Source organism: Haloprofundus salilacus, assembly GCF_020150815.1.
In the GTDB taxonomy this organism is placed as follows: domain Archaea; phylum Halobacteriota; class Halobacteria; order Halobacteriales; family Haloferacaceae; genus Haloprofundus; species Haloprofundus salilacus.
The window spans coordinates 1,791,973-1,803,783 of the sequence record NZ_CP083723.1 but is presented as its reverse complement, the minus strand read 5'-3'; the positions used below and the strand labels follow the sequence as shown (position 1 = coordinate 1,803,783).

Below are 11,811 nucleotides of genomic sequence, written 5' to 3'. Positions count from 1 at the left end.
GATCTCAACTAACAGAATCTGAGCCGAGTCGCCACTCGCGAGCAGTGAGCGAGACGGTGAGCTTCATCCTCGTCTTTGCGCTTATCACCGGGATGGTCGGTGTCGTCTACGTCTCCGGTTTCTCAGGATTACAGGACGCTCGTGACGCCGAGCGCTTCACGAACGCCGAGCGCGCCTTCGATGTGATGGCCGACAACCTCGCAGACATCCACCACGAGGACGCGCCGAGTCGGGCGACCGAACTCAAACTCGCCGAGGCGCAACTGCTTCTGGGGCAATCGCACTCCGTCGGCGTTAACATCGCCGGCCGGGATGCGACCGACGACCCGGAAAAATCCCACCAGCCAATCGTCTTCCGGACTGGATCTGGGTCCGAGCTTGTCTATGAGAACGGCGCAGTCATCCGTACAGACCCTGGCGGGGGAGCGGTGATGCTCCGAGAGCCGGACCTCGTCTACCGGGTGGTCGGTGACGAGCGGGTACTTTTGGTACCGATGATTCTCACAAATCCCGGGGGCGATCGGACGAACGTCGGCGGATCGATGACGGTGCTGGTTCGTGTCGAACACGCCTCAACCGAACGATTCCTCGAAGCGACAGACACGACGGCGACGCTCAGCCTCGACACGACGCCGGAGCGAGCGCCTGCGTGGGAACGATACCTCGAAGACGAATTGGGTCGTGAGTGCGAGTTGACCGGTGCGGCGGCGTCGACGGTCACGTGTTCGGACATCCCCGCCGACCGGATACAGGTTACCGCAACGTACCTTAGCGTCGAGTTCGACTGACTTCCCCATCGTGTAGTTTGACTGACTCGGCTCTGTCGCTGATCTTCGAATAGGTCCACCGTTTTCGACGACGATAACTGAGTCAGACGAAGACAGCGAGCGGTCCAACAGTGAACGCCTGACCGTCTCGATACCGAATTTCAAACGTGGCGACGAGATCGTCACGTGGAACGAAGTCGACGGGAGTAGGAAACCACGTCCCAACACGTCCACGCCTGAGACATTCACGAGCGGTTGTCGAGCGCTCGTACTGCGAAGAGACGGTTGCGTGGTGTGCGATGACAGTTCTTAGCTTTTTCTTGCCGACGAAGCGGTCGTGGACATCACCGCTTCCGGCCGAAATTGGCGGTATTCCAACTCATGTGGTGATCCCCCCAGCAGAATGACGCTACGCAAGTCTGGCCACGCCTATCGAACCGCCGTCTTCTCGTCACCTCAGTCGAGTTCGACTGTGATTTTACTCTCGCTGACCTGCAGATAGGTGACATAGTTCTCATCACCTTCATAGACGATTCGGCCATTGGAGGCGCTTTCGCTGATGGTGTTTGAGTTCTTGTCGTAGACAGTCAGCTCGAACGACGGCGAAAGCAGCGAGAAGTAGTGGGTGATGAGCGTTGAGAGCGGGAGTGTGTTGCGGTCATCTGGGTACGTCTTTCCAGAATCCTCGTCGTGCTCGTCGAACGTCACAGACTCCTGAAGCGTTTCCGGATCGAAGTGCATCAGTTGGCTCTTCTCGAGCTTTCCGTACGCCAAACTCGAATCACTGGCGAGGAAGTCCGCGTCCAGCAGCACCTCGTTTTCGTCGTCGCCGTCGAGGTCTTCGCAGTGGGTGGTGAACGCGTCCTCGTCATACCAGCCGTGATATGTGTTACCACCGTCGTCGGAGTAGTAGACGCTCGCAGAGACGTCGGTTTCGCACTTATTTCCGTCTCCCTTTCTGAGGTGAACCTCGAACTGCTGTCGTCCCTCCTCGACAGCGATCGACCACTGCAGGTTGTTGAAGTTAGCGCTATCGCTGTCGTCCGGACGTAGTCTGATACTGAAGTCATCTAGCTTGTGTTCGGCCATCCCACGGATGTTTATTGACCCACGCTCGGCGGGCATCCGGAAGTTACCGTTCGTCCCGAGTGTGACTAATGTGACTGTCGCCACCTCTCTCTCGTGGTCCTCCGTAACGGTGCCCTCAGTTCGGCTTCTGAAGAACGCCGCCCACGCGCGGTAATATTCACTTTTGACCTCAACGACGACACGGCCGTTCTGGACCGGGTTCAGGTACTGCTTTTCGCTCCCGTCGTACTCCGTCGATGGGTCGGGGTATACCGGTATACCACGGGATTGGGCGCTAACGCGCATGCTTGACGACCCGGCCGACGCGGACGAACCGGTCGTCCGAATGACAGGCAATGTCAAAGTGCCGTCGCGATAGTGAAACTCCGGCGGCGACACCATCGTCGCCTCGCCGTTGCTGTGTTTCGACCAGACTCCGCCGCCCTGATAGGCGACAGTACCGCCGTCTGTGTGATAAACGACCGCACCTAGCGACTCTTTGTACAGCTCCTGATCCTCCGAGGTTCCGGGGCCGGCGTGGTTCTCGTGGACGATACGGAGATAGCCACTCGATTCATCGACGGTGTATCGCCCCTTCGAGCGTCCCAGCGAGACAGTCTTAATGTCGGAGTCGCCAAGTGCAACCGTCGCGACTCTGGAGTCGAAAAGCGTCATCACCTGTTCGGCCTGGTCGAACTCCGACTGTCCTTGCGCGTCCTCGATGGCGACGCCGCCAAGCGCGACGACGGCCCCTGTCCCGGCGATGACTAACCCAAATAATAGGACGAAGCCAATAAGTTCTGACTGTCCGCGTTCCCTCCTCGTTGTTTCACGCGCGAGCTGCCCCTCTCGCGCGGGCCCGGATTCCTGCATTGGAGGCAAATTGTCCCCAACCTATAAAAATTCATGGCTGTCTGAGTCGTACTGATTTTCGAGGCTGACCATACTGTGGCGCTTGAAGGTTTTGGCGGAATCAATAGACATCGGCTTTGCGAGGGCGAATTGGCGCACGAGTCTCTGGTTCACTCTGATTTTTTCCTCTGTCCAGTTCTACTGATCAGGGTGAGTGTCTTGGGGTTCAATCCTGAGGCAGTTCACTCGACCTCGACTTCGACAGCCACCTCGTTTCGCCGCATGAACGGCGGTGTGTACGGGTCGTTGTACTGCAAGAGGAATGGCTCGCCGAGCGTCTCAACGCCGGCATCTTCGAGCCCGTCAAGGAGTTTCTGCTGTTGACGTCGAACCCGACGGTCGGTTGCGTACCACGAGAATCGGCGCACGGCGAGAGTCTGTGCAGGTTCGACGACGAGGCGAACCTGCGAATTCGTCGGCGTCGGCGCAGTTGCGGGGGTGTACTCCGAGGGAAGGTAGAACGCCATCCTCACGCGACCAGTCTCGTCGTCGGTGCGGACCGGCGCGGTCATCGAAATCTCCTCGCCCTCTTCGGTGCGGGATGGACCGGCCGTCGAACGCTCATCGCCGGCTGCCTCGGTCGTGACGGGCGCACTCATCGACACCTCCTCGTCGCCGGCGTTCGCCCCACCAATGTAACGGAAGAGGCGGCGGAACGCCATTTCCTCGTCATCGGCCGTCGTTTCGACGAGCACCGTCTGTGGGTACTGCCGTATCTCTACGTCGCCGTACTCGGCGATGGTCTCGTAGGGGACACGTTCGGCGTCATAGGTTGAGTATACGCCCCATCCTGTCCAGAGCGCAAGTGCGCCACCGGCGGCGGCTAAGAGTTGTTTTGTCGTTCGTCGCATACTTGACGTACGCCGCCTACAATGAAAAACTCAGCATAGGCGGTATCCGACACTGGTCTCCCTTTACATTCTGTGGTGAGTACGCTGAGTTGACAGTATTTGCAGAGATTCATAATCGCGGCAAACACGCAGGAGTGGCTGAGAGCCTTTCTCGATGCAGACAGGCCCACGACGTATCGTTCATAATCGGTTTTCACGCCGCAAGAGAGGCGTACAACCCTATCTGAACCTTGACTCTGAGCCAGTTGCAAGTGGCCGCACCTATATCGTCAAATATAGAAAATGAGCGCTAGACGCTATGAGGCGCCAAATTCCCCGTCCGTTACTCCTGATTTATCGCTCTCTTTTTCACCTACTCGAATCTTCATAATCGGTTTCCGTCTATCGGTTTTGCCCATTCAAGCTCGTTTGTCTTCATTACTTTCTGCTCTCGGCAGAGTATTCTTTCTACCCGTTGATTCGAGAGACTCGAGCGTACTGGTCGCTGTCGCTAATCTTTGTGAATCCGTGCTGAATGTCCTTCTTCACGATTTGTGATCTTGATAGCTCAGACTCACCTCCTGAGTGGGGTAATAGAAGGTCTCTTGCGGGGACTGAGGCCGATTATGAAACCTAAATAGGTCCCTCTGAATCCTCAAGCGACTCTCTCAAGGAACTGTCGAGGCTCTCTTTGATAATGACTCGTACCGGAAGTTGTGTGGTTTTTCGATGGGTCTGAGGGCTGATGTGAGGTTTGACAACCCTAAACTCATCCTCGAAGACTCTCAATTTTGTAAAGGAGAATGTTAGTGAGGATCATATGCTCTCATTTGTTGCTAACGCCGAAGAAATCGTAGTGGACTCGGCGGGATTTGAACCCGCGGCCTTTCCCCTGCCAAGGGAACGATCTACCACTGATCTACGAGCCCTCGTCTGCACTCTCACGTACCTCTGACCGATTAATAAGGGCTTCGACTCGTACAGGCGCGTGTGCCACACCCCCACGCGGTCGGGCGACCGTCCCGACCGCAGAAACGAACGCGTCGAGCGTCGCGAGTCGAAACGGTTTAACGTTCGACGGGGGAACCCACCTGTGGGAACAGCACGGCCGCAACTCTGACTCGCCCGGGTTCTCTCTCCGGGCTTGGGATTGCGGAAGTGCACCGACAGCTGTCGGTCACGCTTTCTGCGGTCAGTGCCGTTCCAATTTCGAACTATGGCACGAATGCACACCCGTCGCCGCGGCTCGTCCGGTTCGGACCGCCCGGTGACAGACGAATCCCCCGAGTGGAGCGACGTCGACGCCGACGACATCGAACAGCGCGTCGTCGAACTCGCAGAGCAAGGCCACGACCCGAGCGTCATCGGCCTGAAACTGCGCGACGAAGGCGTCAAAGGTACCCCGGTCCCGAACGTCAAACTCGCGACCGGCAAGAAGGTCACCGAGATTCTCGAGGAGAACGACGCGTCTGACGACCTGCCCGAGGACCTCAAGAACCTGATGCAACGCGCGGTTCGACTCCGCAGACACGTCCAGCGCAACCCGCAGGACCACCAGAACCGCCGAGCGCTGCAGAACACCGAGTCGAAGATTCGCCGCCTCGTTAACTACTACCGAGGCGACGCGCTCGACCCGTCGTTCCGTTACAGCTACGACGTCGCCGTCGAACTCCTCGAATAACGAATGTCGACCGCGCGCTCCGCCGACGCCGAGACCGCCCCCGCCGCCGTCGCCGCGGCGCTCGCCGACGCCCCGTTCGTCCGGGTCGTCGCGCGCGCCGACGGCGACTCGCTGGCCGCAAGTGGCATCCTCGCGCGTGCGCTCAGGAGCGCCGACGTTCCGTTCCACGTCCAACTCCGCGCAAATCCGGAGAGCGTCGTCGACGACGACGCCGACGACCGGGGTGACACTGTCGTTTCCGTCGGTGCGACGGCGACCCGACTCGCCGTTCCCGGCGACGAGTCGCCGGCGACGCTCGCGGCGTACCGCGTCGCGAGCGAACTCGGCGACGCGCCGGACGCGACGCTCGCACTCGCGGGCGTCGTCGCCGGCGAAGCCTCGCTCGGAGACGACGAGTACGACCCGATTCGGTCGGCCGCCGAAGCCGGAGGGGTGACGCGACGCCCCGGCGTCGGCGTCCCCGTCGCGGACCTCGCCGACGGCCTCGCCCACTCGACGCTGCTGCACGCGCCGTACTCCGGCGACGTGGAGTCAGCGCGGGCGGCGCTCGCCGAGGCGAACCTTCCGGCCGAACTCGACGCCGACGCGCACCGCCGCGTCGCCTCCCTCGCCGCGCTCGACGCGACGGAGACGGACAACGCGACGCCGCGGGCGGTCGAGTCGCTCGAGCGCCTTCTGCGTCCGTACGAGACGCCGAATGGTCCGTTCGAGACGGTCGAAGGCTACGCCGACGTGCTCTGCGCCGTCGCCCGGGAGCGCCCCGGAACCGGCGTCGCGTTCGCACTCGGTCACGCTACCGACGCGACACAGACGGCAGCGCTCGACGCCTGGCGCAACCACGCGCTCGAAGCCCACACCGTTCTGCGCGAGGCCGACACCGCTCGATTCGCCGACTGTGTCGTCGTGCGAACCGGCCTCGGGTCGGATTCGCTCGGCGTCCTCTCGACGATTGCGCGACTGGTCCGCGACTTCCGGTCGCCGGAACCGGTCGTCCTCGCCGTCGGCGACGGCGCCGCCGCCGCCGCGAGCGTCGAACCCCGAGCGTTGGGATCGACGATGGCGACGGCCGCCGCCGAGGTCGGCGGTACGGGCTACGGACGGAAAGACGCAGGCGAAGCGCGCTTCGACGCCGAGGAGACGGACGCGACGACCACGCCAGACGCATCGACGACAGACCAACACCCGTTCACCGCGGCGTTCCGGGAGGCGCTTCGCGCATGAGTTCGCGAACCGCGCGCGTCGAGACGACGCACGAGGAGGCGGCGCTCGTCGCCGCCGCGCTCGCCCCGGACGACACCGACTCGATGACGACGACGGTCGATTCGAACCGCATCGTCACCGACATCGAGCGGGAGACGACCGGCGGCTTACAGGCCACGGTCGACGACTACGTGGTGAACCTGACGGTCGCAGAGACCGTCATCGACACCGCACGTAAGCACACAACATGAGCGAACGTTCAGTATCCAAGCAGAAACGAGGTAAGCGATGGTACTCCGTGCTCGCGCCCGAGCAGTTCGACCGGGCCGAACTCGGAAAGACCGTCGCTGAGGAACCGCAGATGGTGTACGGACGCACCATCGAGACCACGCTCGGCGACATTACAGACGACGCCGGCGCGAACAACACCAAACTCACGTTCAAGATCAACGACGTGGGGTCGGACTCGGCGTACACCGAGTTCATCCAGCACGAACTGACGCGGGACTACCTGCGCAGTCTGGTTCGCCGCGGCGCCTCGAAAGTCGAGGCGAACATCACCATCCTGACGACCGACGACTACCGCGTCCAGGTCCAGCCCGTGGCGTTCACGACGAAGAAGGCCGACCGCAGTCAGGAGAAGGCGATTCGCCGGGTCATGATCGACCTCGTCCGCGATGCCGCCGACGACCGGAGCTTTGAACAGCTCATCGACAGCGTCGTCGAAGGCCGACTCTCCTCGGCGATCTACGGCGAGGCGAAGACCATCTACCCGCTTCGCCGGGTCGAGATTCAGAAGCTCTCGCTGGAGGCGCGTCCCGAAGAGGTCGAAGCCGAAGAGGAGGCCGCCGTCGACGTCGACGAGTCCGACGTGGCCGAAGACGTCGCCGACGCCGAGTAATCGACTCTCGCGGACGCGACTCGCGGACTCGATTCGTGGACTCGGTCCGCAGACCGACCTACGACCGGTCGCTCGACTGCGACTGATTTCCCGACCCCGAACTTTTTTCGACGACAATCGTCCCGACCATCCCGCCCGTCTCGTGGGGAATGCAGACGTACTCGTATCGGCCGGGCACCTCGAAGGTGTGAGAGAAGGTCTCGCCGTTCGTTATCGCGCCCTCGAACTCGTTGCGCCACGCGTCGCGGGCGGCCTGCTCGCTCTCGTAGCCGCCGCTGGCGAAGTACGCCGCCTCCTCGGGGATGGAGTTCTCGTATGCGGTGACCGTGTGGTCCCGCGTGCTCGTGTTCTGCCAAACGACTTCCTCGCCGGCAGAGACGGTAATCTCGGGGGGATCGAACGCCGTCGCCGTCATCCCGACATCGTAGCTGTCTCCTTGTCCGCTCGCACCGCCACAGCCCGCGAGCGCCGTGACTCCGGCCGCCCCGACCGCTGCGAGGAACGCTCGTCGCTTCATGGCTGGACCTCGGTCCCGGTCGGATAAAGGCGGCGTGGTACGCGCGTCGAAATCGTCGCTCGATTCTGCGCGTCCCCCGCCGCTGACTCCGGATGTAAAGACGTATACCGCACCTCTGCAACCCGGAAAATATGCACCCCCGGTTCGTCGTCGGACGGTTGGGCATCGCCGACGTGGTCACCGTCGGCAACGCCGGACTGGGATTTCTCGCCGTCGCGACCGCCAGTGCCTCTCCGGGTCTCGCCGCGAGGCTCATCCTTCTGGCGGCCATCGCCGACGGTCTCGACGGCGTGCTCGCGCGGCGCTACGGCGGCACCGACGCCGGGCCGTATCTCGATTCGCTGGCCGACGTGGCGTCGTTCGGCGTCGCCCCCGCGATGGTCGTCGTCGCCGCGGCCGTGTCGGCGTGGGGGCTCGACTCGCTCCGCGTCGGCGTCGCGTTCGCGACGTCGGCGCTGTTCGTCGTGATGGCGGTCACGCGCCTCGGAATGTACACCGCCTACGACGCCGACTCCGACCAGACTCGCGGCGTCCCGACGACCTTGGCGGCGACGATTCTCGCCGCGGGTGTACTCGTCGGCTTCACCGATCCGTTCCCGCTCGTCGGGCTGACGGTGCTGCTCGCCGTGTTGATGGTGACGACGATTCCGTACCCCGACTTGCACACCCAAGACGCGCTCGTGATGGGCGTCGTGCAGGCGCTGGCGATTCTGTTCCCGCACCGCGTCGGCGGCGGGTTCGCCTTCGGTCTGCTGTTTCTGGCCCTGGCGTACCTGTTCCTCGCGCCGCGCTTTTACTGGGGTCGGTGACGGCGTCCGTGGGGTGACGGCGTCTACGGGATGACCTGCCCTCACATCCCCATATCGCTGGCGTCGTCGGGCACCGGTAGGTCGTACGGCGAGACGCCGAGCAGTTCGGCGACGTGGTCCAGCGCCATATCGAAGCCGTAGTACCGCTCCAGTTCGTCGCCGTCGGCGGTCGGCCGAACTTTCAGCATCGCGTAGCCGTCGACGTTCTGGGCGATAGCCGCTGTCCGTCCCTCGCGCGAAAACTCCACGACGCGTTCTCCGTCCGTCTCGTAGTAGCGCGCCTCGACGTCACCGGCGCTGGCTTCGCTCATGGCTCGTCGTTGGGAACAGCCGAACCTATGGGTTCCGGAGTGAAAACCGCCGAGGAGCGGTCGGTCATCGGAGCGGCAGCGCGGTCGCTCTCGGGTAGGTAGTATGACGTATGAATGTGGACGGTCGGGGTTGCCCGGCGTTCCGGTACGGGGAATCCCGGTTGCCTCCTCCACCCCGCGATCCTACGAGCGACGCACGTCCGACGGTGGGCTGCTCGCTTCCGCGCCTGACCCAGTACCGCCGATGAATCGTGACGGTTCGCCCCTGCGGACGAGCGACACGAAGCCGCTGTCCCCGCAGGACGAGGTTTCTACGTTGGCTCCCGGGGCCCGTACCGGTCTGACCGGACGCGCCCGACGTTCGGTCCCCGCTAAAGACTCTATGGCGGGTTACGAGCAGGGCCTAACTGCCCGACCTAGTCCACCCCGAACTACTCCGGTCCGGCTTAAGGGCCTTTCGACTCTCGTCCGCGGAACACGGCGACGGCGCTGTGGTCGGACGCAACGAGAGACGCGGCCGCTCAGACGACTTCGCGCGCGTACACCGTCGCGTCCACAGCGACGACGGCCGAGAGCGCGACGACCGCCCAGCGGTGGTACTCGATCCACGCCGCCTCCGGCGGGAAGCTAAACAGGAGCGTCGAGTTGATCGCTGTCGCCCACAGCAACGAGAGCAGCACCATCGCGAGACCGAGAACGACGGCGATACCCGCGACGAGATCCGGCTCGGCGTTACCGCGCGTCCCCGAGAGGAAGACGACGGCGGCGATGGCCGCGAGGAAGCCGACGCTGTTGGCCCCGACCGACCCCGCAGTGTAGTACGCTGAAAGCGGCGCCTCTGGGTTCGTGACCACGAGGTAGGGTATCGCGACGACGACGAGGAGCACGAGACTGGCGACGGTGCCGGCGGTGGCGACAGCGTCCTTCATCTGCATAAGAGCGTCTTGCGGACGGGCTACTAAAACAGTTGAGATGTTCGCGCTTCGGTTCGCCCTCTCGGTACCGATTCGGCGTCAGGTTACGTCGTCCGCGCGCGGTCGTCCCACGGCGTTCGAACGTGGCGCCAGTAGTAATGCACTACTTCGGGAAAGCACACATATCTGACACCTGTGCTGCGGTGAGACAGACCGAATGCGAAACGTACGCCACGTCCGAGAGTCGCTCCGGCGTTTCGGCTCCGCGAAGGGAAACCGGTAAGCGGGTGGCCCGCACGCGTCCGATATGGAACGCGTAGCGATTATCGGTGCGTCGATGACCCGATTCGGGCAGCGCGACGCCTGGATCCGCGAATTGCTCGCGGAGGCCGGCCAGGCCTGCCTCGACGACGCGGGCGTCGCACCGGACGCGATAGACCACCTCTACGTCTCGAACATGGCGAGCGGCGAGTTCGAGGGCCAGACCGGCGTCCCGAACGCCCTCGCCCACGACCTCGCGGCGATGCCCGCGTACACCGCCCGCATCGACCAGACCTCCTCGTCGGGCGGCGCCGGTACGTACGCCGCGTGGCAGTCGGTCGCCTCCGGCGCGAGCGAGATGACGCTGCTCGTCGGCGGCGAGAAGATGACCCACCGGACGACGGCGGAGTCGACGGACGTCATCGCCTCTCTCACCCACCCCGTCGAGTACAAACACGGCGTCACACTCCCGAGTTTCGCCGGACTCACCGCGCGCCTCTACCTCCACGAGTACGACGCGCCGCGAGAGAGCCTCGGCAAAGTCGCGGTCAAGAACCACCGAAACGGCGTCGACAACCCCCACGCGCAGTTCCGAAAGGTGGTCGATCTCGACACCGTGTTGGAGTCGCCGGTCGTTGCCGACCCGCTCCGTCTCTACGACTTCTGTCCCATCACCGACGGGAGCGCGGCGCTGCTGTTCTGTCCCGAGTCCGTCGCGCGCGAGTATACTGACGAGTACGCCGTCGTCTCGGGCATCGGCGGCGCGACGGACACCCACGTCGTCCACGAGCGCGCGGACCCGACGACGATGGGCGGCGTCGTCAACTCCTCGGAGATCGCCTACGAGATGGCCGACCTCGGTCCCGACGATATCGACGTGGCCGAACTGCACGACATGTTCACCATCCTCGAGTTCCTCCAGTCGGAGGATCTCGGCTTCTTCGAGAAGGGCGAGGGCTGGAAAGCCGTTGAGGAGGGCGTCACCGACCGCGACGGCGAGTTGCCCATCAACACGTCCGGCGGGCTGAAATCGAAGGGTCATCCCCTGGGCGCCTCGGGCGTCGCGCAGGTGTACGAGATTTACAAACAGCTCACCCGCGACGCGGGCGACCGACAGGTCGATGCCGACACCGGTCTCGCCTGCAACGTCGGCGGGTTCGGTAACTGCGTCATCACGACGATTCTGGAGGCGAAACGATGAGCGACACCCCCGAGAAGGAGATTCCACCCATGGAAGCGGCGCGCTACGCCGACGGCAGCATCACTTACCCCCCTCACCCTATCGGTCCCGACGGGAACGAGCCGGTCGGGACGGTCGACCTGAGCGAGTACACCGCGACGGTCGTGACGTGGACGACGAGCACGGCGACGCCCCCGGGCGTCCGCGCACCGAATTCGCTGGCCATCGTCAAGTTCGACGTCGACGGCGAACCGGTGCGCGCCATCGGCCAACTCGACGTCGACGACGAGCATCCCGACGTCGAGATCGGCGACGAGGTCGAACCTGTCTACGCTGCGGAACTCCGCGACCCCGACGCCGGAATCCGCGAGGAGAAGAGCCAGGAGTGGGACGGCTACCGGTTCCGGCCGCTCGGGTAGTTCGGCAGGTCCGGCCGCTAGCTCGCTGACCGAGAACGTTT

13 protein-coding genes, 1 tRNA gene and 1 other RNA gene are annotated in these 11,811 nt (G+C 63.3%); 8 read left to right on the top strand and 7 right to left on the bottom strand.

Features of this window, described 5'->3' with window-relative positions; translation table 11 throughout:
- Nucleotides 1–44 precede the first annotated feature (44 nt).
- Nucleotides 45–788: a DUF7289 family protein gene (locus LAQ58_RS09260; RefSeq protein WP_224447162.1), complete on the top strand. Its 744-nt coding sequence runs from the start codon at nucleotides 45–47 to the stop codon at nucleotides 786–788.
- A 435-nt stretch (nucleotides 789–1,223) separates the two neighbouring features.
- Here the strand turns inward: LAQ58_RS09260 and LAQ58_RS09255 are convergent, their stop codons facing one another.
- The 3 genes from LAQ58_RS09255 to LAQ58_RS09245 form a co-directional block, all read right to left on the bottom strand.
- Entirely contained in the window at nucleotides 1,224–2,708 is a 1,485-nt protein-coding gene (locus tag LAQ58_RS09255) for a DUF7289 family protein (RefSeq protein WP_425490642.1), read from the bottom strand.
- 221 nt (nucleotides 2,709–2,929) lie between these two features.
- Entirely contained in the window at nucleotides 2,930–3,598 is a 669-nt protein-coding gene (locus LAQ58_RS09250; protein WP_224447160.1) for an SOUL family heme-binding protein, read from the bottom strand.
- An 836-nt stretch (nucleotides 3,599–4,434) separates the two neighbouring features.
- Nucleotides 4,435–4,506 (bottom strand) — tRNA-Ala (locus LAQ58_RS09245).
- Between the two features lie 287 nt (nucleotides 4,507–4,793).
- Here LAQ58_RS09245 and LAQ58_RS09240 point away from each other — a divergent pair.
- The 4 genes from LAQ58_RS09240 to LAQ58_RS09225 are packed head-to-tail and all read left to right on the top strand — an operon-like array spanning nucleotide 4,794 to nucleotide 7,359.
- Nucleotides 4,794–5,258, top strand: a complete 465-nt coding sequence (locus LAQ58_RS09240; RefSeq protein ID WP_224447159.1) for a 30S ribosomal protein S15 — start codon at nucleotides 4,794–4,796, stop codon at nucleotides 5,256–5,258.
- Between the two features lie 3 nt (nucleotides 5,259–5,261).
- Nucleotides 5,262–6,479, top strand: coding sequence for an exonuclease RecJ (locus LAQ58_RS09235; RefSeq protein ID WP_224447158.1), 1,218 nt, complete (start codon nucleotides 5,262–5,264; stop codon nucleotides 6,477–6,479).
- Nucleotides 6,476–6,709: a KEOPS complex subunit Pcc1 gene (locus tag LAQ58_RS09230; protein ID WP_224447157.1), complete on the top strand. Its 234-nt coding sequence runs from the start codon at nucleotides 6,476–6,478 to the stop codon at nucleotides 6,707–6,709. Before LAQ58_RS09235 ends, LAQ58_RS09230 begins: the two co-directional genes overlap by 4 nt.
- Complete coding sequence (locus tag LAQ58_RS09225; protein WP_224447156.1) at nucleotides 6,706–7,359, top strand: 30S ribosomal protein S3ae; 654 nt, start codon at nucleotides 6,706–6,708, stop codon at nucleotides 7,357–7,359. The genes LAQ58_RS09230 and LAQ58_RS09225 overlap by 4 nt, the downstream gene beginning before the upstream one ends.
- A 58-nt stretch (nucleotides 7,360–7,417) precedes the next feature.
- On the opposite strand, the gene LAQ58_RS09220 is transcribed toward LAQ58_RS09225, so the two are convergent.
- Nucleotides 7,418–7,876: a plastocyanin/azurin family copper-binding protein gene (locus LAQ58_RS09220; RefSeq protein WP_224447155.1), complete on the bottom strand. Its 459-nt coding sequence runs from the start codon at nucleotides 7,874–7,876 to the stop codon at nucleotides 7,418–7,420.
- Nucleotides 7,877–8,007: 131 nt separating this feature from the next.
- Between LAQ58_RS09220 and LAQ58_RS09215 the strand changes: the two genes are divergently transcribed.
- Entirely contained in the window at nucleotides 8,008–8,685 is a 678-nt protein-coding gene (locus LAQ58_RS09215; protein ID WP_224447154.1) for a protein sorting system archaetidylserine synthase, read from the top strand.
- A gap of 41 nt (nucleotides 8,686–8,726) precedes the next feature.
- Here the strand turns inward: LAQ58_RS09215 and LAQ58_RS09210 are convergent, their stop codons facing one another.
- The 3 genes from LAQ58_RS09210 to LAQ58_RS09200 form a co-directional block, all read right to left on the bottom strand.
- The gene (locus tag LAQ58_RS09210) at nucleotides 8,727–8,996 is read right to left on the bottom strand and encodes a DUF7111 family protein (protein ID WP_224447153.1); all 270 of its coding nucleotides are present in this window, start codon (nucleotides 8,994–8,996) and stop codon (nucleotides 8,727–8,729) included.
- A 114-nt stretch (nucleotides 8,997–9,110) separates the two neighbouring features.
- Nucleotides 9,111–9,423: signal recognition particle sRNA (ffs, locus tag LAQ58_RS09205), an RNA gene on the bottom strand.
- Between the two features lie 94 nt (nucleotides 9,424–9,517).
- Entirely contained in the window at nucleotides 9,518–9,931 is a 414-nt protein-coding gene (locus tag LAQ58_RS09200; protein ID WP_224447152.1) for a DUF7548 family protein, read from the bottom strand.
- Nucleotides 9,932–10,217: 286 nt separating this feature from the next.
- On the opposite strand from LAQ58_RS09200, the gene LAQ58_RS09195 reads away from it, so the two are divergent.
- Both LAQ58_RS09195 and LAQ58_RS09190 read left to right on the top strand, forming a co-directional pair.
- Nucleotides 10,218–11,372: a thiolase family protein gene (locus LAQ58_RS09195; RefSeq protein ID WP_224447151.1), complete on the top strand. Its 1,155-nt coding sequence runs from the start codon at nucleotides 10,218–10,220 to the stop codon at nucleotides 11,370–11,372.
- Nucleotides 11,369–11,770 (top strand): OB-fold domain-containing protein, encoded by a 402-nt coding sequence (locus tag LAQ58_RS09190; protein ID WP_224447150.1) that lies wholly within the window; start codon nucleotides 11,369–11,371, stop codon nucleotides 11,768–11,770. Before LAQ58_RS09195 ends, LAQ58_RS09190 begins: the two co-directional genes overlap by 4 nt.
- Nucleotides 11,771–11,811: the final 41 nt, after the last annotated feature.